Origin of the sequence: Citrobacter sp. Cpo040 (assembly GCF_030332915.1) — a bacterium.
Taxonomy (GTDB): Bacteria; Pseudomonadota; Gammaproteobacteria; order Enterobacterales; family Enterobacteriaceae; genus Citrobacter; species Citrobacter portucalensis.
Map to the genome: position 1 here is coordinate 251799 of NZ_JAOWGX010000037.1, position 23343 is coordinate 275141.

Here is a 23343-nt window from a genome sequence, read left to right on the forward strand (position 1 = left end):
ACAAAAATAGCTGCAACCGATCAACTCAACTGGATTGGAAGCCCACTCAGTTGAGCAGCAGATCAAAGGTGGGCAAAAAGGAGAACATTGTGGCAACCACCATTACTGAGATAACGGATTGCTTTGAGTACTTTTTCAGCTCTCTTTACCGGCGAGAATTTGTCAAAACCCTGCGTTTGAACGAATGTAGCGAGCGGGAATTACTGCCTCTGGTACGTTGCTATTTGCTGGGTTGGTTTGCCGATAATGTCTCACCGGAAGTCAAAAGCAAGCTGCCAGGAACTGTATCCGGATACGGTTACATTGATTTTGTCATTGATGATGTAGCCGTTGAGTTTGCAGTACGTAAACCAACTGCGGCACGTTCCAATGTCTCCGCCACCATCAACAGTACAGAAGTAAAGAAATTGATGAAGCACGACGGCAAAGCCTTGCTTGTGCTGTTTGACTTCTCTGACACGCCCTACTCAGAAGAACAGATTGAATCCTTCCGTAACTGGCCCTCTCTCGGTCGAGGGAATCACCGTAAATCAGCTTTCAATGTGGTCTATTTCTTTGTGGAAAAACGCAGGCCGCTGGCACTGGGGAAAATCACCAAAAACATCCGTATCATTTAACAGAGAATTAATTAATGAACAGAAAACTGTTGGCCTTATTGATGGCAACCATAACGCTACCTGTCGCAGCAGCGCAGTACGTAAAACCCGGAGCGGTTCTAACCCTGAATCCGGGAAAGGGCAATGCTGAATTCAGCATTAATGCCTCAACGGGGGATGGTTCTGGCGTATGTAATATGGAGGGTACAGCACAGCAAATAGCTGCCGGAGAAAGCCAGAAGCGTCGCTGGGTCTGGAATGACAATACTAGCCAGTGTGTCGCAATTATCAGTGAACTGAAAAACGGTAAGACCAGCATTATGACTCGTGGTTGCGAGGGATACTGCGGGGCTTCTGCGGCAGGCGCAATGGATGGTCTGTTTAATAAGAAATAAAAGTATCATTAATTTACGAAGGAACTATAGATGAAAAGAGCAATACTTCTGGTATTAATTGCTGCTGGTTTGCTGGCTGGCTGCGGCGAAAAAACGCCAAAATGTAGTAGTGATGATGCAAAAAATCTGGTCGTAGATATTGCAAGAAAGACTATCGAGGAAGGGATGACACTGGATAAGGATGTACGTATTTCTGTAGAAAATATCAGAACAATAAGCCATGAATCAGGGCTTGATGTTTATCAGTGTGCCGCTGATTTAACATTCACAAAACCTGAGCTACAAAACGCCTTACCAATCACCTACCTGATTCAGAAAACCGATGAGGGTAAAGGCCAGTTCTATATAAACGTATCTGGATTATAATTTATATTAGTCAAACCGGTTCTAATATTATTAATTAAAAGGTTGGGAGTTACCGCTTTTTGATATCGGTGTTGAATTCTTATGCAAAACACTAGGTAACTCTCATGCCTCATACTACCAATCCCGTTATCAAATACAAAGCCATTTTTTCAATTTAGTTAAATATATCATCAATATATTTTAAACCTGTAAATTAATGGATATTTCACGTAATACTTTTAATCGATATAGCAAACTGGCTGATGATGATAGCATATATACGCTGATAATTCGTAATCGCCGCACGTCTAACCTTTCAAACCGTAAAGAGTACGGCGGTAAAAGAGTGAAATGATTATCATCTTTATTTGGCGATAAATAACACCAAACGCACAAAAATGAAGCCGACCTCCTCAAAAACTAGAGGAATCTGCGATACATTTTAATAAAACGATACTGAACGCGTTTTATTACGCTACGTTAAGCAAAAAATCATATCGCATTCTTAAGATATTGCAATCGGATCTGAATGAATGGCTGACTCACTATAATAATCAGCTTGTCCATCAATGGAGAATGTGCTGTAGTTAGGTGTAAACGGAAATGTTACTTGATGAAAAACGCATTTGTGCTCAGAAAAATTAAAGCCAGTTTAATCTGACAGTCACCTTTAAAAAATAGGTAACTGTCAGGTCTGGTCTGAGCTGAGCTAATACACATCCATAGCTATGATTCAAGTCTCTCCAAATATATCATGATATACTTCTGGATGTTTCTTCTGGGCCCATTCCAACAAAACATCCAGCTTTTTGGTTCTTTCTATATTAATTAACCGTGCTTTTTCTTTTTCATGTTCCCTCTTCTCCTTTTCTTCTTCTTTCTTCTTATTATTATTTTTTTCTTCCTCTTCTTTTAATTTTTCATTTTTGACTCGAGCTTCTTTTTTCTCATTATTTTTGATAATAAGCGAACTAACTGAGTTTTTATACTCTTTCATTAAGGATTCTTTAGCCCACTCGACTAATTTATATGAGAAAGAAATAGCCGAATCCCCAGCATCTCGGCATTTTTCTGGAGAAAGAGGTTTTTTGGCTTTTGTTTTATCTATATATGATATATCTGAATGAGCATAGGCACCACGATATTCTGCAATTGATTTCCAATCTGAATACATAACATCACTAAAATCAACATGTATGCCTAATACCATAACTATTTTTTTTATGTACTTACGTGATATACCATGGTTTGAAGTTAACATTGAATGAATAAAAGGCTCACAAGTATAATTGGAATTCAAAAAATACTCTATGGGTGATACTGGATAAAGCACCTCACCTTTTGATATTTCAACATCATCATCTGCGATCTCAGATAATCTTCTTTCAAGAACCCCGGACAAATGTAATGAATACATAAATGGAATTGTTATAACACCATCTTCTAAAAACAAATCATGTGATGCTTTATAGACACTTAAAACAACTCCTTCGATAAAATCTTCAATAGCGGCATGCAGTAGGACACAATATGACTTAACATCTAATTTAAAAGTTTCAGGTTCCACTAATGGGTCGTTAAAATAAGGTGCAAGAAACTTTCGCTCTAAATCGTCTTTTGTTTTTGACAGATCATTAGCCATTTGTGTTAATGAGTCTATATGTACCTGGTAGGACATAATTCCTCCCCGTCAAATATTTACACTAAATGGCACTGAATAATTTGTCTTTAATCGACTATTGAGACAGTCAAAGAATATATTAAATCGGTCATTGTGTTGTATCACGCCTGCTGTTGTGGATTCAACTGCACTGACAAATCTTTCATTTTTGAAAGCATCTTTCACACCTTCAATAAAATCATCAGAAAATGACTTATCAATATTGATACCATTCTCTAACAATCTTGAAGCATAATGAACCTGAACTTCAAATAAAGACCGATTGAAACGCGACTCCCATGCTCCTTTTTCAGTTAACCATTTCTTAGCAACTGAGCCGTCTGCATCTGCGAAACTAAAAATATTCAATAAAATAGCACAAGCATTATCAAAAATCGTGCATCCATTAATTAAATCCACCGAGTATTTATCCCAATTAAGATTCATATAATTGGTAAAAAGATCCAGTTCTCTTCTTAAGGCACCACCATACTTATCTTGTGAAAACTCTAAATATAGATATTTTAAGAGTAACTCTGCATCTTTAAATCTTTTATCCGCAACCTTGATATTTAAAATATTTCGAAGGGGTATCTCTTCATCAGTATGCTTAATAATTAACCTAGAAAACTCACCTTTATAAATTGAATTTCTCAATTCTTGCATAGTTAGAGGCGATGAACCGGTATTCAATCTATAAAAAATATCATAAAGTGTTGCATAATTTTTATAACCTGAAAGTAAAGTACATCTAACATCTGCATTTAGAAAGCGACGTTTTTCTTCGACTGTAAAATCATCAAAGGTCAAACCGTTATTATGTCCCAAAATAGTTTGATTTTTTAATTTTGGAAGCCCATCCCAAATTTCAGGATCAACCTTACTAAATCCATATATAGCCAATAAACGTTGTTTACCATCAATCACAACGTACTTCTTTTTCTCGCCTATAACTTCTGCCAATACAATTTCTGGAACAGGATATCCAATCATTAATGACTCGATCAATCTTGAGCGTTTTTGATTGTCCCAAACATTTCTACGTTGAAAATCTGGATTAAGATCAACATTACCTTCATCTATTTGTTGGACTATCGTTTGAACCGTCCAATCGCGTGAGTAAACGACCAATTGGCTAACGTCGTTCTCAGAGGCAGTGCTAAGCACTTCTTCTTCATTATTTTGAAGAATTTCTTCATTATATGCATTATCCGTATCGTCAAATCTACTCATAAATCCCCCATAAGTTCTAACTGACTTAGAATCATTCCATTTAGAATATCATTTATCCCACTAAGGTAATCATTGATTATACGGTTTCAAGATAGTTTGCCCAGACCTGTAACCATCTTTTGCACTCTGAATCATACTTGTATAGGTTATAAATCCCTTCCATACCACCTTTTGTATGTCCCAGAATCGCCTCTGCCACTTCGTTAGGGCATTGAAGCCGCGACAACCCGGTACGAACAGTACGCCGTAAATCGTGCGGAGTCCAACTCGGTATATCTAACATCTGGCCGGATTCACGTAAGCGCCACGCACTCTCTGTCAGATATTTTTGCTGGATTGGAAGTCTTGTTCGTGTAGACGGAAATAAATACTTATCCGAATTGAGACGAAGTACACTTAGGAAATCTATGGCTTGCGTAGATAGCTGAACGTAACGTTCAACACCTGTTTTAGTCTCACGCAGGTATATCGTCCCCTTTTCCAGATCAACATCACTCCACGCCATGTTACAGACCTCACCGGTACGACACCCGGTCCAGAGAGTCAGACGTAACACGTTTTTGATCGTTGGCGTATAAGCCGAACCTGGAAGCCATTTAAGAAATTTTGCAAGTTCATCCTCGCTCAGTACTCGTGTTCCACGTCCATTTGTGAGCTTGATTCTGGTCTGTCGTAAACTGGATTTTGCTAACAACGCTGGATTCGCAAAACTGTCATCAAAGCGCCCAAGGCCAATTGCAAACTCATAAGCGAGTGAAAGTTCCCTCAGAACATTACCGGCCTGTACGGTTGCCCCTCGGGCTACAATGCCATTGATTAAATCAATGATATCCTGGCGCGTAATCTCAGCAGCATTTCGTGTTCCCAGACTTTTGACGGCATCACCATAAAGAGTACGACGGACTTCGGCCTGCCCTTTCGGTTTTCTGGCACCGGCTATGATCTTTCCGTCCTTCGTTTTACGATCCTCAATACGCTCGGTAAGATACAATTCAACCAATCCCCGTACGGTCAATTCAGGGATCTTAGCCTGTTCAGCTTCAATTGCACGCTGGAGCTTATCTTGTTTAAGTTCTGATGCTGGGCACCGACCTTCCTGTCGGAGGAGCTTTAATTCGTGGAGTTTAAGACGTGCAGCGGCGAGAGAAGTCTGCGGGAAGTTACCAATTTTAACCTGAGCAAGCTTGCCAGTCAGAGGACTTGTGTAACGGTAGAAAAAAGACTTAACCCCAGTTGCACCACAGGAGACACGTAAGCCTCGATTTTCGCCTACATCAGCCTTATCTTTATCGCCTGGCTTCATCATTTCTACCGCTTTAAACGAAAGTGGCTTTCCCTCTTGTTTTCCTGCCATAAAGACTCCGTTATCATGCACCTTATGCAGTCATGAACATAAATGTAGGTTGCGCTGTATGTGCCCATATTTTACCAGGCTATAGGTTGGCAAGCTACACTTTAACCTACATTTAAATGTAGGATTCCATGATATCCGATGAGACAACGTGAAACCTAATGATAATCATAAAAAACACTAACTCATTAAAAATTAAGAGAATGGACATCACAAGCCGATGAGTACAATAGAAAATTTAGACTTACACACCCCAATGATGCAGCAGTATCTCAAGCTGAAAGCCCAGCATCCGGAGATACTGTTGTTTTACCGCATGGGCGACTTTTACGAACTGTTTTATGACGATGCGAAACGTGCGTCTCAGTTGCTTGATATCTCCCTGACCAAACGCGGCGCGTCTGCGGGCGAGCCAATCCCGATGGCGGGCATTCCTCACCATGCGGTAGAAAACTACCTCGCCAAGCTGGTCAACCAGGGGGAGTCCGTCGCTATTTGTGAGCAGATTGGTGATCCGGCGACCAGCAAAGGTCCGGTCGAGCGCAAAGTGGTGCGTATCGTCACGCCAGGCACCATCAGTGATGAAGCGCTGTTACAGGAACGCCAGGACAACCTGCTGGCCGCTATCTGGCAGGACAGTAAAGGTTATGGTTACGCCACGCTGGATATCAGCTCCGGGCGTTTTCGTGTTAGCGAACCCGCCGACCGCGAGACCATGGCCGCAGAATTGCAGCGCACCAATCCAGCTGAACTGCTGTATGCCGAAGATTTCGCTGAAACTTCACTGATTGAGGGACGTCGCGGATTACGTCGTCGTCCACTATGGGAATTTGAAATCGATACCGCTCGCCAGCAGCTAAACCTGCAGTTTGGCACACGGGATCTGATTGGTTTTGGCGTGGAAAACGCCCCGCGTGGATTATGCGCGGCTGGCTGCCTGCTGCAATACGTAAAAGATACCCAGCGTACCTCGCTGCCGCATATTCGTTCCATCACCATGGAACGTCAGCAGGACAGCATCATTATGGATGCCGCCACGCGCCGCAATCTGGAAATTACCCAGAACCTGGCGGGCGGTGTTGAAAACACGCTGGCTTCAGTACTCGACTGCACCGTGACGCCGATGGGCAGCCGTATGCTCAAACGCTGGCTGCATATGCCGGTCCGTGACACCAAAGTCCTCACTGAGCGCCAACAGACCATCGGCGCGCTACAGGATTCCACCGGTGAATTGCAACCCGTGCTGCGTCAGGTCGGCGATCTGGAACGTATCCTTGCTCGTCTGGCCCTGCGTACCGCGCGCCCGCGCGATCTGGCCCGTATGCGTCATGCCTTCCAGCAATTACCAGAACTGCGCGCACAACTGGAAAGCGTAGACAGTGCCCCCGTGCAGATGCTGCGCGAGAAAATGGGTGAGTTTGCTGACCTGCGTGAACTGCTGGAACGTGCCGTAGTGGAAGCTCCACCTGTGCTGGTTCGCGATGGTGGCGTCATCGCCCCCGGCTATAATGAAGAACTGGACGAGTGGCGAGCGCTGGCTGATGGCGCAACTGACTATCTGGACAGACTGGAAATTCGTGAGCGCGAGCGCACCGGTCTGGATACGCTGAAAGTTGGGTTTAACGCCGTCCATGGCTACTACATTCAGATCAGTCGCGGGCAAAGTCATCTGGCGCCGATTAACTATGTGCGTCGCCAGACCCTGAAAAATGCCGAACGCTACATTATTCCGGAGCTGAAAGAGTACGAAGACAAAGTTCTGACATCAAAAGGCAAAGCGCTGGCGCTGGAAAAACAGCTGTACGATGAGCTGTTCGACATGCTGCTGCCGCACCTGGCTGATTTGCAACAAAGCGCCAGCGCGCTGGCAGAACTGGACGTACTGGTCAACCTCGCAGAACGTGCTTATACCCTGAATTACACCTGCCCGACCTTCACCGACAAGCCTGGTATTCGTATTACCGAGGGACGTCATCCGGTGGTTGAACAGGTGCTGACCGAGCCGTTTATCGCCAACCCACTTAACCTCTCGCCTCAGCGACGGATGCTGATCATCACCGGCCCGAACATGGGGGGTAAAAGTACCTATATGCGCCAGACTGCGTTAATTGCGCTGCTGGCCTACATCGGCAGCTACGTTCCGGCGCAGAAAGTGGAGATCGGGCCTATCGACCGCATCTTTACCCGCGTGGGCGCGGCGGATGATCTGGCCTCCGGTCGTTCCACCTTCATGGTAGAAATGACTGAAACCGCCAACATTCTGCATAACGCCACTGAGAACAGCCTGGTGCTGATGGATGAGATTGGACGCGGCACCTCCACCTACGACGGCCTGTCGCTGGCGTGGGCGTGCGCGGAAAATCTGGCCAATAAAATCAAAGCATTAACGTTGTTTGCCACCCACTACTTCGAACTGACTCAGTTACCGGAGAAAATGGAAGGCGTAGCAAATGTGCATCTTGATGCGTTAGAGCACGGCGATACCATCGCCTTCATGCACAGCGTACAAGATGGTGCGGCGAGCAAGAGCTATGGTCTGGCGGTAGCTGCCCTGGCAGGTGTACCAAAAGAGGTTATTAAACGCGCGCGGCAAAAACTGCGCGAACTGGAAAGCATCGCGCCGAATGTTGCTGCGACCCAGGTCGACGGCACACAGATGTCGCTCCTGACAGCTCCGGAAGAAACGTCGCCCGCTGTTGAAGCACTGGAAAATCTCGACCCGGATTCGCTAACGCCTCGCCAGGCGCTGGAGTGGATCTACCGGTTGAAGAGTCTGGTGTAACGCCGTAATGCCCGATAGTGATACACTTATCGGGCCTGCAAAATATCGCTGTATTTAGGCCGGGTAAGGCGAAGCCGCACCCGGCGTGTTGATTAGCGCTTATCTTCTGCCAGCAGCGGTGGAATACTTGGCACCATCGGTGCGTCATCAATATCCTTCTGCGTCATGCGAAACGCTTGCGGGTAGTGCTCGCGGCTTGTACGGCGTAGCGGCTCAGTATCACGCCAGGTGTATAGACAATGCTGGCACTGATATACCGTCCAGACACCTTTTACCGGCGAGTTTGCCATCACTTCAATATGTTCATCGGCACAACGTGGACAAATCATCTGCTACTCCTTATTTACGGTTGGCCAGCATGGCGGTCAGTTTTTCTGCCCAGGCTTTCGTTTCCGGTAAATCACATACCGGCTGGCTGTAGTGCCCACGGTTATCCGGCGCAACCGGCGTGGTCGCATCAATAATTAACTTGTCGGTAATCCCCGCCGGACTGGAACCCGGATCAAGCTCCAGCACCGACATATTCGGCAATTGCACCAGATCGCCCGCCGGATTGACCTTCGAAGACAGCGCCCACATCACCTGCGGCAGGTTGAACGGATCTACATCCTCATCAACCATAATCACCATTTTCACGTAACCCAGGCCATGCGGCGTCGTCATTGCGCGCAGCCCCACCGCGCGGGCAAAGCCGCCGTAGCGTTTTTTGGTGGAGATAATCGCCAGCAAACCGTGGGTATACATGGCATTCACCGCCTGCACTTCCGGGAATTCGGCTTTCAACTGTTGATAAAGCGGTACGCAGGTTGCCGGCCCCATCAGGTAGTCAATCTCCGTCCACGGCATCCCCAGATACAGCGATTCAAAAATAGGTTTGGTGCGATAAGAGACTTTATCGATACGCACGACCGTCATATTACGTCCACCGGAATAGTGCCCGGTAAACTCGCCAAACGGCCCTTCGATTTCACGCTTACGACCTTCAATGACCCCTTCGAGGATCACTTCTGAACCCCATGGCACGTCAAAGCCGGTGAGCGGCGCGGTAGCGATCGGATACGGGCTTTCACGCAGTGCTCCCGCCATTTCGTATTCCGACTGATCGTACTTCAGCGGCGTGGCCCCCATCAGGGTGATGATCGGATCGTTACCCAGCGTGATGGCAATCGGCAGATCTTCACCACGCTCTTCGGCTTTATGCAGGTGCAGCGCGATATCGTGCATCGGCACCGGCTGCAGGCCAAGCTTGCGTTTACCCTTCACTTCCATACGATAAATGCCGACGTTCTGTTTGCCAAAGTTGTCCGGATCCAGCGGATCGCGCGACACCACGCAGGCTTTATCAAGATAGAAACCGCCGTCGCCATCGTTCAGGCGAAACAGCGGCAGAATATCAAACAGGTTGATCTCATCACCATCAACACAGTTTTCAGCCCACGCCGGATTGGCGCGACGCTCCGGCGTAACCGGAAATTTATCCCAACGGCGAATAAACTCATCAATCTGTTTTTTCACTGGGGTATTTGGCGGCAGGCCTAAAGAGATGGCGTGATTCTGCCACGAACCAATAGTGTTCATCGCCACACGGGCGTCGGTAAAACCACGAATATTGTCAAACCACAGCGCTGGCGCACCGTCACCAATGCGTCCGGTCGCATTGGCTGCCGCAGCCAGATCCGGCTCGGCGTTAACTTCTTCACTGATTTTCAGCAATTGTCCCTGGTCGTCCAGCGCTTGTAAAAAGCTGCGCAAATCATCAAATGCCATTATTCATTCTCCTGTGAAAAATTCTGCGCCTGCCGTAAACCCTGCCAGCGACGGGCGTTGGGGTGTTCCAGACCAAACTGATCGAGCACACGCGCAACGATATGCTGAGTGATGTCATCGACCGTTTGCGGGTGGTTGTAATACGCGGGCATGGGCGGGACCATCGCCACGCCCATGCGGGAAAGCGCGAGCATGTTTTCCAGATGAATAGTGCTAAGCGGCATTTCACGCGGAACCAGCACCAGCTTGCGCCCTTCTTTCAGCACCACATCGGCAGCGCGCCCCACCAGCCCTTCCGCGTAGCCTGCACGAATACCGGCCAGGGTTTTCATACTGCAGGGGATAATGATCATGCCGTCAGTGCGAAACGATCCAGAGGAGATGGTCGCCGCCTGGTCCGCCGGGTTGTGGCAAAAATCGGCCAACGCAGACACATCGCGGACGCTGTACGGCGTTTCCAGTTCAATAGTGGTTTTGGCCCACTTTGACAGCACCAGATGGGTTTCCACCTCGGGCATTTCTCGCAGCACCTGCAATAGCGACACACCAAGGGGAGCGCCGGTTGCCCCGGTCATTCCGACAATCAGTCTCATTTAGCCTCTCAATTTTTGTTCGTACACGAACGTTTTGATTAAAATACTCTCACATAACATTTCGGGCAAGGCCATCGCGCACAGATCGCTAAAGCCGCAATTGTTAAAAAAAGATGCGTAACCCGCTATGATAGAGACTGACAGGAATTCCGGAGCGCTCATGCCGTTACGAAATAAAGCATTTCACCTTTTACGTCAGCTCTTCCAGCAGCATACATCCCGCTGGCAACATGAATTACCGGACCTGACCAAACCACAGTATGCGGTAATGCGCGCCATTGCTGAACGTCCCGGCATTGAGCAGGTTGACCTGACCGAAGCCGCAGTCTGTACCAAGGCAACCCTTGCGGAAATGCTGAGCCGAATGGAAAAACGGGAGCTGGTCAGGCGTGAACATGACCCGGCAGATAAGCGTCGACGGTTTGTTTATTTGACCGCGCAAGGAGAAGCATTACTGGCCAGCGCAACTCCGTTAGGCGATAGCGTGGATGATGAGTTTCTGGGACGATTATCTGATGAAGAACGTGAGCAGTTCACACGTCTGGTGCGTAAGATGATGAACTAATCTGCCGGATGGCGACATAAATGTCTTATCCGGCCTACAAAGTCCAGCTCCCCGTAGGCCTGATAAACGCAGTGCCATCAGGCAACAAACATAGAAAAAGGCCAGTCCCAATGAGACTGGCCTTTCTTGATAGAACTTGTGCTTACTCGCGGAATAACGCTTCGATATTCAGTCCCTGAGTCTGCAGGATTTCACGCAGACGACGCAGACCTTCAACCTGAATCTGGCGAACACGTTCACGGGTGAGACCAATTTCACGGCCCACATCTTCCAGTGTCGCAGCTTCGTACCCCAGCAGACCAAAACGACGTGCCAGCACTTCACGCTGTTTGGCGTTCAGTTCGAACAGCCATTTAACGATGCTCTGTTTCATATCATCGTCTTGCGTGGTGTCTTCCGGGCCGTTTTCTTTTTCATCGGCCAGAATATCCAGCAACGCTTTTTCTGAATCGCCACCCAGCGGGGTGTCTACCGAGGTAATACGCTCGTTGAGTCGGAGCATACGGCTGACGTCATCAACCGGTTTATCCAGTTGTTCAGCAATCTCTTCTGCGCTCGGTTCGTGGTCCAGTTTATGCGACAACTCACGCGCGGTACGCAGATAGACGTTCAGCTCTTTTACAATATGAATCGGCAGTCGGATCGTACGGGTTTGGTTCATAATCGCCCGTTCGATCGTCTGGCGGATCCACCAGGTTGCGTATGTTGAGAAGCGGAACCCGCGTTCCGGGTCAAACTTCTCGACTGCACGGATCAGTCCCAGATTGCCCTCTTCAATCAGGTCCAGCAATGCCAGACCACGATTGCCATAACGACGAGCAATTTTCACCACCAGACGCAGGTTACTTTCAATCATGCGACGGCGGGATGCGACATCCCCACGCAGTGCGCGACGCGCAAAATAAACTTCTTCTTCGGCTGTTAACAGTGGTGAATAACCAATCTCACCAAGGTAAAGCTGAGTCGCGTCCAACACACGCTGTGTGGCACCCTGCGATAACAGCTCTTCTTCAGCCAGGTCGTTATCACTGGGTTCCTCTTCACTCAAGGCTTTTTCATCAAAAGCCTCTACTCCGTTCTCATCAAATTCCGCATCTTCATTTAAATCATGAACTTTCAGCGTATTCTGACTCATAAAGGTGGCTCCTACCCGTGATCCCTAACGGAACTAGCACGTGAAAGCCTGGTTCCGCCGAATTATCGCTGCGGTAAATAGCGCAGCGGGTTTACGGATTTCCCCTTGTAACGAATTTCAAAATGCAAGCGTGTTGAACTGGTTCCGGTGCTACCCATGGTAGCTATTTTCTGCCCCGCCTTGATTTCTTGTTGTTCCCGGACCAGCATTGTATCGTTATGGGCGTAGGCACTCAGGTAATCATCGTTGTGTTTGATGATAATAAGATTACCGTAACCGCGCAGTGCGTTACCGGCATATACGACGCGTCCATCTGCGGTCGCGACAATAGCCTGTCCTTTACTGCCTGCAATATCGATCCCTTTATTGCCACCTTCAGTAGCCGCGAAGTTTTCGATTACTTTGCCGTCAGTCGGCCAGCGCCAGGTAGAGATTGGCGAGCTGGTTGACGTTGAGCTTGCAGTTGATTCGGTTGCGCTAACTGCTGGAGCCGTTACAGGCGCTGTGACAACGGTCCCAGCAGGCTTGTTGTTCGGCAACATTTTATTAGCACTTTGTTCACCTGAATCCTCAGAATACGTAATTGTTGGTTTCGAAGCAACAGCAACGGTGGAATTTTGTGCAGGGTTGGTCACAACTCCTTGCTGTGCTGCATCCGCCTGGGTGATGGCATTCCCACCAGTAATCGGTGTACCCGACGCGTTGCCCACTTGCAGAGTTTGACCGACATTCAGGCCATACGGGGCCGGAACGTTATTGCGTTGTGCGAGATCACGGAAATCGTTCCCGGTAATCCAGGCGATATAGAAAAGGGTATCGCCTTTCTTAACAGTATAGGTACTGCCGCCCGTATAGCTACCTTTCGGAATGTTCCCATACTTACGGTTGTACACAATACGACCGTTTTCCATCTGCACAGGCTGTTCCGCAACAGGCTGGATCTGTGTTGACTGTGTGGTCGGACGCTGCACCGGCTGGATCTGTGGCGTTTGCTGTACTGTCGACGTCGAGCCCATTTTTGGTGGAGGCGTAATCAGCATGCCGGAATTGGTGTTCGTTGATGCACCGCCATCAACGGAACTGACCGGTGCAGGTGGATTCGAGGTATTTGAACAACCTGCCAGCCATAATGAAACCAGTGACAATGCCGCAATGCGGCGAACGGTAAATTTGTGGCTTCCCGCGCTCATTTATCCCCCAGGAAAATTTGGTTAAAACCAGTGACGTAATCACCGTGCAAGGCATCGGACTGGGCACTGGAAACGTGACCACGATACGCTTACTAATTCCAGAATATCCAGGAAAACTCCAGGTATTCAGAGCCAGTATCTACGCAAGCTCCCCTTTTACTAAGGGAACGAAACGTACGGCCTCCACGGTATCGATAATAAATTCGCCTCCCCGACGACGCACCCGTTTCAGAAACTGGTGCTCGTCGCCCACGGGTAAGACGAGAATACCGCCTTCATCCAACTGCATCATTAGCGCAGTTGGAATCTCAGGCGGCGCTGCCGTAACAATGATAGCGTCAAACGGGGCTCGCGCTTGCCAGCCCTGCCATCCATCACCATGACGGGTAGAAACATTATGTAAATCAAGCTGTTTAAGTCGACGACGCGCCTGCCACTGCAAACCTTTAATGCGCTCAACAGAGCACACATGGTGCACCAGGTGTGCCAGAATCGCCGTTTGGTAGCCAGAGCCGGTACCAATTTCCAGCACCCGGGACTGCGGCGTTAACTCAAGCAGCTCGGTCATCCGCGCAACCATATAGGGCTGCGAAATCGTCTGCCCCTGACCAATCGGCAGAGCAATATTGTCCCAGGCCTTATGTTCAAACGCCTCATCAATGAATTTTTCACGCGGCACGGCGGCAAGTGCATCGAGAACAAGCTCATCTCTGATGCCCTGCGCACGTAATTGTTCAAGAAGAGTGTGTACGCGTCCGCTTACCATTGCGTGTCGGCTCCCACGCTGTCTAACCAGTCAGAAACAACTTCATGCGCACCATATGCGGTTAAATCGACATGCAGCGGCGTAATGGAAACATAGCCTTCATCGACGGCGGCAAAATCTGTATCCGGTCCGGCGTCGCACTTTTCGCCCGGCGGCCCGATCCAGTACAGCGTATTACCGCGCGGGTCCTGCTGTGGTATCACCTGATCCGCAGGATGGCGACTACCGCAGCGAGTAACGCGGATACCTTTAATCTGATCCAGCGGTAAATCCGGCACGTTGATATTCAAAATGCGCCCGGTGCGCAGCGGTTCGCGACTCAGCGCCCGTAAGATACGGCAGGTTACTGCGGCAGCAGTATCGTAGTGTTTATGCCCATCAAGTGAGACCGCCAGCGCAGGAAAGCCCAGGTGACGACCTTCCATCGCCGCCGCAACGGTACCGGAATAGATAACATCATCGCCCAGATTAGGACCTGCGTTAATACCAGACACGACAATGTCCGGACGCGGACGCATTAATGCGTTCACGCCCAGATAGACGCAATCGGTAGGTGTACCCATTTGTACGGCGATATCACCGTTATCATAGGTGAACGTGCGAAGTGAGGATTCCAGCGTCAGCGAGTTAGACGCGCCACTGCGGTTACGATCCGGGGCAACCACCTGTACGTCAGCAAACTCACGCAGCGCTTTCGCCAGCGTTTGTATACCGGGTGCGTGGACCCCATCATCGTTACTCAGCAATATACGCATAATCACCCATTGTGTTAATAAGTTCCCTTACAACACTGGTGGCGAAGCTACCTGCCGGTAGCCAGAAACGTAACTCAACGGTTACGTCATCCCACCAGTTCCAGCTTAATTGTTGTGGATACAGCAACATAGCACGACGCGATGCGTCGACTTTCTCGCGCAACAACAGCGACTGCAGCGCGGTTTCATCAGCAATAGCGGCTTCTTCAAACGCCAGTGCGTCGCGCTGAGTTCCCCACTCACCGCTGCCCGGTAATGCTGCTGTAATCATCAATTCTTTATCATCGACGCGACGCTGTAATTCGGTCTGTTCTTCCTGCGTGGCGACAAACCAACTTCCGCGTCCCGACAATTGTAGCGCATCGCCGTCAACAACTTGATTAAAGTCTGTTTTTTTCAAGCGTTCACTGACTATCTGATTAAACAACGCACTACGGGCCGCCGACAACCAAAAACTGCGCTTATTTCGATCGCGCACCGGCGCATCGCTTTGCGCCCAACGCAGCGCCCCTTGCAGGTTGCTGCCGCCAATACCAAAACGCTGAGCGCCAAAATAGTTCGGTACGCCGCGCTCGCTAATCGCCTGCAAACGCGCTTCAACGTCATTTCGCTGGCTCACTTCACGCAGCACCAGCGTAAATTCGTTACCTTTCAGCGCCCCTAAACGCAGCTTACGCTTGTGGCGCGCGTACTCCAGCACTTTACAGCCTTCGAGTTCAAATTTGCTTAAATCAGGCATTGCATTGCCCGGCACGCGCGCGCACAGCCACTGTTCCGTGACTGCATGCTTGTCTTTCTGGCCAGCAAAGCTCACTTCACGGGCGTGAATTTTCAGGAACTTCGCCAGCGCGTCAGCCACAAAACGGGTATTACAGCCGTTTTTCAGGATACGCACCAAAATGTGCTCACCTTCGCCATCCGGTTCGAAGCCTAAATCTTCGACGACGACAAAGTCTTCCGGATTCGCTTTCAGAACGCCATGGCCTTGTGGTTTGCCGTGGAGATACGTCAGATCTTCAAACGCAGTCATTTTGTTGCCTTAATGAGTAACGCCACCGCTTCACAGGCAATCCCTTCCCCACGCCCGGTAAAACCGAGTTTTTCCGTGGTGGTCGCTTTCACGTTAACATCATCCATATGGCAGCCGAGATCTTCGGCAATAAACACGCGCATTTGCGGAATGTGCGGCAGCATCTTCGGCGCCTGAGCAATAATCGTCACATCCACATTACCAAGCGTATAGCCTTTGGCCTGAATACGCCGCCAGGCTTCACGCAATAATTCACGACTATCTGCACCTTTAAAGGCCGGGTCGGTGTCCGGGAAGAGTTTACCGATATCCCCCAGCGCAGCCGCGCCCAGCAGTGCATCGGTTAACGCGTGTAACGCCACGTCGCCATCAGAATGCGCCAGCAATCCTTTTTCATACGGGATGCGCACACCACCAATGATAATTGGGCCAACTCCGCCAAAAGCGTGTACGTCGAAACCGTGTCCAATTCGCATTATGCCTTCTCCTGATATACACAACATCCTCCAGGCAGCCTGAAGAATGATGTAACTAGATAGTTCGGGTCAGATAAAATTCCGCCAGCGCCAGATCTTCCGGGCGGGTGACTTTGATGTTGTCAGCGCGTCCTTCGACCAGCAGCGGATGAAAACCGCAATATTCCAGCGCCGAGGCTTCATCCGTAATGGTTGCGCCTTCGTTTAGCGCACGGGTCAGACAGTCATGCAACAGCTCGCGAGGGAAAAACTGCGGCGTCAACGCATGCCATAAATCGGTGCGATCGACCGTATGGGCGATGTCTGTTCGGCCCGGCTCCGCGCGTTTCATCGTGTCGCGCACCGGCGCAGCAAGGATCCCGCCGATGCGGCTGGTTTCACTTATTGCCAGCAAACGAGATAAATCTTCCTGATGCAGACACGGACGCGCGGCATCATGCACCAGAACCCAACTGGCCTCACCTGCGGCTTGCAAACCAGCAAGGACAGAATCGGCACGCTCATTGCCACCATCCACCACGGTAATTTGCGGGTGCGCTGCGAGTGGAAGTTGGGCAAAACGACTGTCGCCTGGGCTAATAGCGATGACGACTCGCGTCACCCGGGGATGAGCCAGCAGCGCATCAACCGAGTGTTCGAGAATGGTTTTATTGCCAATAGAGAGGTACTGCTTAGGACACTCTGTTTGCATTCGGCGGCCAAACCCGGCAGCCGGCACCACGGCGCAAACGTCCATTAAAGTGGCTGCCATGTTAAATCCCTGGACGGTTTATCGATTGTTTTGCCCTGCAGTCTGAGCGCGTTTAGACGCGTCAGGCACCAGACGATAAAAGGTTTCGCCTGGCTTAGTCATACTGAGTTCGTTACGCGCGCGCTCTTCGATAGCCTCTTGCCCGCCATTGAGATCGTCAATTTCGGCAAAAAGCTGATCGTTACGCGCTTTCAGTTTCGCGTTTGTAGCTTGCTGCGCCGCAACATCATCGTTGACGCGACTATAGTCATGTATGCCGTTCTTACCGAACCACAGCGAATACTGTAGCCAGACTAATAAAGCCAGCAACAGCAACGTAAGTTTACCCATCCTGCCCCCTGAAAAACGGCATCAACATCCCATAAACTCCGCTGACAACTTTACATCAACGGACGGGAATGCCGCGACAACGCGGGCAAATGTACCACATTTGCCCGTTGTTACGTATACCCCATGTAAGGAGAACATAATCTCATTGTTGGTTACGGTTTGAATTATGGCCAGACAGTGAACAACAGCGGCGATCGCGTGAAAGGACGTATGCCTAACCCAGTAGCCACAGGAACAGTGCGCCAAACATTGCGCCAACCACCAGCAGGGTACAGGCAATACTCAGCAGCAATCTCCCCTTCAATAGCGAATGCAGGGCAATACCCGCGACAATCGCCACGGGCAACAACGCAAGGAAAAAGGGCCAGGTATAGAGGAAGAAAAACAGTGTGTTAGGGCCATACATCAGACACGGGAATCCCAGCGCCAGCAACCACGCGACAAAACCGACCACGGCTCCTGGGAGTGACCAGGTAGTTTCGTCGTCGGCGGCGAAGGTATCTGACTCTGTAATAGTAATGTTATGGCTGTTACGCATATCTAATCCTGTGACCGTGACTGACCGGGCGTGCAAGCTCGGGTGTCTCAGGATCTGATAATATCTTCCTGCCTCAGCAGGTCTAATAATTGAGGAACCAAATTTGTTACCAATTGTTCACCATCAAGATGAATCTCTGGCGATTCAGGCGCTTCGTAAACCGAGTCAATTCCGGTGAAATTGCGCAACTCTCCCGCACGCGCTTTTTTATACAGCCCTTTTGGATCGCGAGCTTCGCACGTTGCTAATGGCGTATCGACAAAAACCTCAATAAAACGCCCTTCACCCACGCGCTCGCGAACCATTTTTCGCTCGGCGCGATGTGGAGAGATAAACGCAGTCAACACCACCAGGCCGGCGTCTACCATTAGGTTAGCCACTTCACCAACCCGACGAATATTCTCCTTACGATCGGCATCGCTAAACCCAAGATCGCTACACAGACCGTGACGCACGTTATCGCCATCCAGCAGATAGGTGCTCACCCCTAGCTTATGCAGCGCCTCTTCCAGCGCCCCTGCTACCGTGGATTTACCGGAACCTGACAGCCCGGTAAACCACAGCACAACACCACGATGACCGTGGCGTTGTTCCCGCTGTTGCGGTGTAACAGGATGGGCATGCCAGACGACGTTTTCGTCATGCAGCGCCATTATTTTCCTCCCAGCAGATCGCGCGCACCCCAGTGTGGGAAGTGGCGACGCACCAGTGCATTAAGCTCCAGCTCAAACGCGCTGAACTGAGAAGCTGTGGCAAGCTCCTGGACGATTGGCTCACGCACCAGTCCCGCGCCAACGGTAACGTTAGTCAGGCGGTCAATGATAATCAGCCCGCCCGTAACCGGATTCTGCTGATAGGTATCCAGCACCAGCGGCTCATCAAAAGTCAGATTAACCAGACCGATGCCGTTCAGCGGCAGCGCTTCAACGTCACGTTGGGTCAGGTTGTTTATATCGACCTGATACTGCACGCTATCAACGCGTGCGCGGGTCTTCTTGCCTGCGACTTTTATGTCGTAGCTCTGCCCGGGCGACAACGGTTGTTCCGCCATCCACACCACATCAACTGCAGCGCTTTGTACTGTCGGCAGCGTTTCACCGGCATCAAGCAGCAGGTCGCCCCGGCTGATATCGATCTCATCTTTCAGCACCAGGGTGATCGCTTCACCCGCATGCGCTTCCTGTAAATCGCCATCAAAGGTTACGATCCGCGCCACGCTCGACTCCACGCCGGACGGCAACACTTTGACGCGCTGTCCAACCTTCACGCTACCGGAGGCCAGCGTTCCGGCATAACCACGGAAATCCAGATTCGGTCGGTTCACATACTGCACCGGGAAGCGCATCGGCTGAGTATCAACAATGCGCTGGATCTCAACGGTTTCCAGCACTTCCAGCAGCGTCGGACCGCTGTACCACGGCATACTGGCGCTTTGCGAAGCCACGTTATCGCCTTCCAGCGCAGAGAGCGGCACAAACCGGATATCCAGGTTGCCCGGCAGTTGTTCAGCAAAAGTAAGATAGTCTTCGCGAATGCGGTTAAATGTCTCTTCGCTAAAGTCCACCAGATCCATTTTGTTGATCGCCACCACCAGGTGTTTGATCCCAAGCAGCGTGGAGATAAAGCTATGACGACGAGTCTGATCCAGCACGCCTTTACGCGCATCGATCAATAGGATCGCCAGGTCGCAGGTCGACGCACCGGTCGCCATGTTACGGGTGTACTGCTCATGCCCGGGAGTGTCCGCAATAATAAATTTACGCTTCTCGGTAGAGAAATAACGATACGCCACGTCGATGGTGATGCCCTGCTCACGCTCGGCCTGCAAGCCGTCAACCAATAACGCCAGATCAAGCTTTTCGCCCTGAGTGCCGTGACGTTTACTGTCATTGTGCAGCGATGAAAGCTGGTCTTCATAAATCTGACGCGTGTCGTGCAGCAGGCGGCCAATCAGGGTACTTTTCCCATCATCCACGCTACCGCAGGTTAAAAAGCGCAGCAGACTTTTGTGTTGCTGGGCAACCATCCAGGCTTCAACGCCGCCTTCATTAGCAATTTGTTGTGCAAGTGTCGTATTCATGGCGGCTCCTTAGAAATACCCCTGACGTTTCTTCAGCTCCATGGAGCCCGCCTGGTCGCGGTCAATCACGCGGCCCTGACGTTCACTGGTGGTTGAAACCAGCATCTCTTCGATGATTTCCGGCAGCGTCTGCGCATTCGACTCCACCGCGCCTGTCAGCGGCCAGCAACCGAGCGTACGGAAACGCACCATGCGTTTTTTAATCACTTCACCGGGTTGCAGATCGATTCTGTCGTCATCAATCATCATCAGCATGCCGTCGCGTTCCAGCACCGGACGCTCCGCCGCCAGATACAGCGGCACGATATCGATATTTTCCAGCCAGATGTACTGCCAGATATCCTGTTCAGTCCAGTTAGAGAGCGGGAAGACGCGAATACTTTCGCCTTTGTTAATCTGCCCGTTGTAGTTGTGCCACAGCTCCGGGCGCTGATTTTTAGGATCCCAGCGATGAAAACGATCGCGGAAAGAGTAAATACGCTCTTTGGCACGCGATTTCTCTTCGTCACGACGAGCACCGCCAAACGCGGCATCGAAACCGTATTTATTCAGTGCCTGCTTCAGCCCTTCAGTTTTCATAATGTCGGTATGCTTGGCGCTACCGTGGACAAACGGGTTGATACCCATCGCCACCCCTTCCGGGTTTTTATGCACCAGCAGTTCGCAGCCGTAGGCTTTCGCCGTGCGGTCACGAAACTCGTACATTTCGCTGAATTTCCAGCCGGTATCAACGTGCAGCAATGGGAACGGCAGCGTGCCCGGATAAAACGCTTTACGCGCCAGATGCAGCATTACGCTGGAATCTTTGCCGATGGAATACATCATCACCGGATTAGAAAACTCGGCGGCCACCTCACGAATGATATGGATGCTTTCCGCTTCCAGTTGCCGCAGGTGGGTAAGTCGTTTTTGATCCATAACCGTTCCTATGTAATGCCGTTATTTTGCTAACGATGCTCAGATAACCTGACTATAGGGAGGGCAAGAGGGCGAATGAAATTACGAATTGGAATGAGTAGTTCCTCAAAGGAATAACGATCCGGAAAAGCAAATATCAAAAAGTGCTTAAGCTACCGGAATTCGGGCATTTAGGAGCAAATGAAATTGTTTTACCTCGATCACGGTTTCATACTAGCGGCTGAAAATTTCTGCTTGGTATTTAAGGACTCATCATGTTTCTCGCATTGCGCCACCTTCTTGCAGCCATGGCGCTCGGCGCGTGCTTCATCCTTCCCGCACAGGCAACATCTTCGAAGCCCGGAGATATCGCAAATACCCAGGCTCGATATATCGCAACGTTTTTCCCAGGCCGCGTGACGGGATCTCCGGCAGAAATGTTGTCTGCTGATTATATACGTCAACAATTTCAGCAGATGGGTTATAGCAGCGATATTCGGACGTTTAATAGCCGTTATGTTTATACCGCCAAAGATAACCGTAAAAACTGGCATAACGTAACGGGAAGCACCGTTATTGCTGCACATGAAGGCAAAGCGCCGCAGCAGATTATTATTATGGCGCACCTCGACACCTACGCCGCACAAAGCGACGCCGACTCCGATGCCAATCTGGGTGGATTAACCCTGCAAGGTATCGATGACAACGCCGCAGGTGTTGGCGTAATGCTGGAACTGGCGGAAAAACTCAAAAACGTGCCGACGCAGTACGGTATTCGATTTATCGCCACCAGCGGCGAGGAAGAAGGCAAACTGGGCGCGGAGAACATCCTGAAGCGAATGAGCGCCGCCGAGAAGAAAAACACGCTGCTGGTTATCAACCTCGATAACCTGATCGTCGGCGATAAGCTCTATTTCAATAGCGGTAAGAAAACCCCGGAAGCGGTGCGAAAACTGACGCGCGACCGGGCACTGGCTATCGCGCACAGCCGCGGTATCGTTGCCAGCACCAATCCAGGTCTGAACAAAGACTATCCGAAAGGCACTGGATGTTGTAACGATGCAGAGGTCTTCGACAACGCGGGGATTGCCGTTCTTTCAGTTGAAGCGACCAACTGGAACCTGGGTAAGAAAGATGGCTATCAACAGCGCGCCAAAAGCGCCTCATTCCCGGCAGGCAACAGCTGGCACGATGTGCGACTGGATAACCAGCAGCACATTGATAAAGCGTTACCAGGCCGGATAGAGCACCGTAGCCGCGACGTGGTACGCATTATGCTGCCACTGGTAAAAGAACTGGCAAAAGCGGGTAAATCCTGAAGAAGTGGTCCGGTAGGATGTAAATCTTACCGGACCACTTTCCTGTTACCCTTCGTGCAGTCCGCACTCACGCTTCAATCCGAAGAAGCGCGTCTCTTCTTCCGCCATACCCGGCTCCCATTTGCGGGTGGTGTGGGTATCGCCTACCGACAGATAGCCCTGATCCCACAACGGATGGTATTTCAAACCGTGTTTTTGCAGATACTGGTAAACCGTACGGTTATCCCAGTCGATGATTGGGAGAACTTTAAACACGCCGCGCTGGATAGCCAGCACGGGCAAATGCGCACGACTGCCCGATTGCTCTCGACGCAGACCGGCAAACCAGGTTTGCGCGTTCAGCTCCTGCAGCGCCCGGTTCATCGGCTCGACTTTGTTGATGTCATTGTATTTTTCAATGCCCTCAACGCCCTGCTCCCACAGTTTGCCGTAGCGTGCTTCCTGCCAGGCCGCACTTTCCTTTGCCCGGTAGACTTGCAAATTAAGCTTAAGCTTGTCCGTTAACTCATCAATAAACTGATAGGTTTCCGGGAACAGGTAGCCAGTATCGGTGAGGATCACCGGGATATCTGGGCGAATCTGATTTACCAGATGCAGGCTCACTGCCGCCTGGATACCAAAACTTGATGACAGTACATATTCACCAGGCAGGTTTTCCAGCGCCCACGCTACGCGATCCTCGGCGCTCAATTTTTCCAGTTGGTCGTTGGTTTGTGCCAACGCCATAACGCGTTCAACTTTCGGCAGTTCGTTCAACGCGTTGAGATCGAGTTTGGACATAAGTTCCTC

The 23343-nt window shown here is 50.0% G+C and carries 25 protein-coding genes; 6 read left to right on the forward strand and 19 right to left on the reverse strand.

Going from position 1 to position 23343, the window contains the following annotated elements; all coding sequences use genetic code 11:
* Positions 1-89 precede the first annotated feature (89 nt).
* The 3 genes from OGX86_RS19715 to OGX86_RS19725 are packed head-to-tail and all read left to right on the forward strand — an operon-like array spanning position 90 to position 1357.
* Positions 90-617, forward strand: coding sequence for a hypothetical protein (locus OGX86_RS19715; protein ID WP_286640487.1), 528 nt, complete (start codon positions 90-92; stop codon positions 615-617).
* A 14-nt stretch (positions 618-631) separates the two neighbouring features.
* Entirely contained in the window at positions 632-991 is a 360-nt protein-coding gene (locus OGX86_RS19720) for an acyl-CoA dehydrogenase (RefSeq protein WP_286640491.1), read from the forward strand.
* 30 nt (positions 992-1021) lie between these two features.
* Positions 1022-1357: a hypothetical protein gene (locus OGX86_RS19725; protein ID WP_286640493.1), complete on the forward strand. Its 336-nt coding sequence runs from the start codon at positions 1022-1024 to the stop codon at positions 1355-1357.
* Positions 1358-2069: 712 nt separating this feature from the next.
* Here OGX86_RS19725 and OGX86_RS19730 read toward each other — a convergent pair.
* The 3 genes from OGX86_RS19730 to OGX86_RS19740 form a co-directional block, all read right to left on the reverse strand.
* Positions 2070-3014, reverse strand: a complete 945-nt coding sequence (locus OGX86_RS19730; protein WP_286640494.1) for a HEPN domain-containing protein — start codon at positions 3012-3014, stop codon at positions 2070-2072.
* A gap of 12 nt (positions 3015-3026) precedes the next feature.
* Entirely contained in the window at positions 3027-4229 is a 1203-nt protein-coding gene (locus OGX86_RS19735) for a DUF262 domain-containing protein (protein ID WP_286640496.1), read from the reverse strand.
* Between the two features lie 76 nt (positions 4230-4305).
* Entirely contained in the window at positions 4306-5583 is a 1278-nt protein-coding gene (locus tag OGX86_RS19740; RefSeq protein WP_286640498.1) for a tyrosine-type recombinase/integrase, read from the reverse strand.
* Positions 5584-5800: 217 nt separating this feature from the next.
* On the opposite strand from OGX86_RS19740, the gene mutS reads away from it, so the two are divergent.
* Entirely contained in the window at positions 5801-8362 is a 2562-nt protein-coding gene (gene mutS, locus OGX86_RS19745; RefSeq protein ID WP_286640500.1) for a DNA mismatch repair protein MutS, read from the forward strand.
* Positions 8363-8454: 92 nt separating this feature from the next.
* On the opposite strand, the gene OGX86_RS19750 is transcribed toward mutS, so the two are convergent.
* From OGX86_RS19750 to OGX86_RS19760, 3 genes are read right to left on the reverse strand one after another with little or no spacing between them, the layout of a single operon-like run.
* Entirely contained in the window at positions 8455-8691 is a 237-nt protein-coding gene (locus OGX86_RS19750) for a non-oxidative hydroxyarylic acid decarboxylases subunit D (RefSeq protein ID WP_032944812.1), read from the reverse strand.
* A 10-nt stretch (positions 8692-8701) separates the two neighbouring features.
* Positions 8702-10129 carry a non-oxidative hydroxyarylic acid decarboxylases subunit C gene (locus OGX86_RS19755; protein WP_048215658.1) on the reverse strand — a complete coding sequence of 476 codons (1428 nt, stop codon included), beginning with the start codon at positions 10127-10129 and terminating at the stop codon, positions 8702-8704.
* The gene (locus OGX86_RS19760) at positions 10129-10722 is read right to left on the reverse strand and encodes a non-oxidative hydroxyarylic acid decarboxylases subunit B (RefSeq protein ID WP_048225317.1); all 594 of its coding nucleotides are present in this window, start codon (positions 10720-10722) and stop codon (positions 10129-10131) included. Before OGX86_RS19760 ends, OGX86_RS19755 begins: the two co-directional genes overlap by 1 nt.
* 160 nt (positions 10723-10882) lie before the next feature.
* Here OGX86_RS19760 and OGX86_RS19765 point away from each other — a divergent pair, with 160 nt between their 5' ends.
* Positions 10883-11287, forward strand: coding sequence for a MarR family winged helix-turn-helix transcriptional regulator (locus tag OGX86_RS19765; RefSeq protein ID WP_020996296.1), 405 nt, complete (start codon positions 10883-10885; stop codon positions 11285-11287).
* Positions 11288-11429: 142 nt separating this feature from the next.
* On the opposite strand, the gene rpoS is transcribed toward OGX86_RS19765, so the two are convergent.
* From rpoS to cysD, 12 genes are all read right to left on the reverse strand, one after another.
* Entirely contained in the window at positions 11430-12422 is a 993-nt protein-coding gene (rpoS, locus tag OGX86_RS19770) for an RNA polymerase sigma factor RpoS (RefSeq protein WP_000081498.1), read from the reverse strand.
* 62 nt (positions 12423-12484) lie between these two features.
* Entirely contained in the window at positions 12485-13567 is a 1083-nt protein-coding gene (gene nlpD / locus OGX86_RS19775) for a murein hydrolase activator NlpD (protein ID WP_223849051.1), read from the reverse strand.
* 184 nt (positions 13568-13751) lie between these two features.
* Positions 13752-14378, reverse strand: coding sequence for a protein-L-isoaspartate(D-aspartate) O-methyltransferase (locus tag OGX86_RS19780; RefSeq protein ID WP_286640502.1), 627 nt, complete (start codon positions 14376-14378; stop codon positions 13752-13754).
* Positions 14372-15133: a 5'/3'-nucleotidase SurE gene (gene surE, locus OGX86_RS19785; RefSeq protein ID WP_003825728.1), complete on the reverse strand. Its 762-nt coding sequence runs from the start codon at positions 15131-15133 to the stop codon at positions 14372-14374. The genes OGX86_RS19780 and surE overlap by 7 nt, the downstream gene beginning before the upstream one ends.
* Entirely contained in the window at positions 15114-16163 is a 1050-nt protein-coding gene (truD, locus tag OGX86_RS19790) for a tRNA pseudouridine(13) synthase TruD (RefSeq protein WP_048215656.1), read from the reverse strand. The genes surE and truD overlap by 20 nt, the downstream gene beginning before the upstream one ends.
* On the reverse strand, positions 16160-16639 hold the full coding sequence (gene ispF / locus OGX86_RS19795) for a 2-C-methyl-D-erythritol 2,4-cyclodiphosphate synthase (protein ID WP_003034167.1): 480 nt from the start codon (positions 16637-16639) through the stop codon (positions 16160-16162). The genes truD and ispF overlap by 4 nt, the downstream gene beginning before the upstream one ends.
* 55 nt (positions 16640-16694) lie before the next feature.
* Positions 16695-17390: a 2-C-methyl-D-erythritol 4-phosphate cytidylyltransferase gene (gene ispD / locus OGX86_RS19800; protein ID WP_003825722.1), complete on the reverse strand. Its 696-nt coding sequence runs from the start codon at positions 17388-17390 to the stop codon at positions 16695-16697.
* Positions 17391-17408: 18 nt separating this feature from the next.
* Positions 17409-17720 carry a cell division protein FtsB gene (ftsB, locus tag OGX86_RS19805; RefSeq protein WP_003034163.1) on the reverse strand — a complete coding sequence of 104 codons (312 nt, stop codon included), beginning with the start codon at positions 17718-17720 and terminating at the stop codon, positions 17409-17411.
* A gap of 214 nt (positions 17721-17934) precedes the next feature.
* A complete protein-coding gene (locus tag OGX86_RS19810) occupies positions 17935-18258 on the reverse strand; it encodes a DUF3561 family protein (protein WP_020996298.1) in 324 nt (107 codons plus the stop codon).
* Positions 18259-18305: 47 nt separating this feature from the next.
* Positions 18306-18911, reverse strand: coding sequence for an adenylyl-sulfate kinase (gene cysC, locus OGX86_RS19815; protein ID WP_003034157.1), 606 nt, complete (start codon positions 18909-18911; stop codon positions 18306-18308).
* On the reverse strand, positions 18911-20338 hold the full coding sequence (gene cysN, locus OGX86_RS19820; RefSeq protein WP_008785677.1) for a sulfate adenylyltransferase subunit CysN: 1428 nt from the start codon (positions 20336-20338) through the stop codon (positions 18911-18913). Before cysN ends, cysC begins: the two co-directional genes overlap by 1 nt.
* Positions 20339-20347: 9 nt before the next feature.
* Positions 20348-21256 (reverse strand): sulfate adenylyltransferase subunit CysD, encoded by a 909-nt coding sequence (gene cysD / locus OGX86_RS19825; protein ID WP_003034152.1) that lies wholly within the window; start codon positions 21254-21256, stop codon positions 20348-20350.
* 254 nt (positions 21257-21510) lie between these two features.
* Between cysD and OGX86_RS19830 the strand changes: the two genes are divergently transcribed.
* Entirely contained in the window at positions 21511-22554 is a 1044-nt protein-coding gene (locus OGX86_RS19830; protein ID WP_032944823.1) for an aminopeptidase, read from the forward strand.
* 45 nt (positions 22555-22599) lie between these two features.
* Here the strand turns inward: OGX86_RS19830 and cysH are convergent, their stop codons facing one another.
* Positions 22600-23334 carry a phosphoadenosine phosphosulfate reductase gene (cysH, locus tag OGX86_RS19835; RefSeq protein WP_048215654.1) on the reverse strand — a complete coding sequence of 245 codons (735 nt, stop codon included), beginning with the start codon at positions 23332-23334 and terminating at the stop codon, positions 22600-22602.
* Positions 23335-23343: the final 9 nt, after the last annotated feature.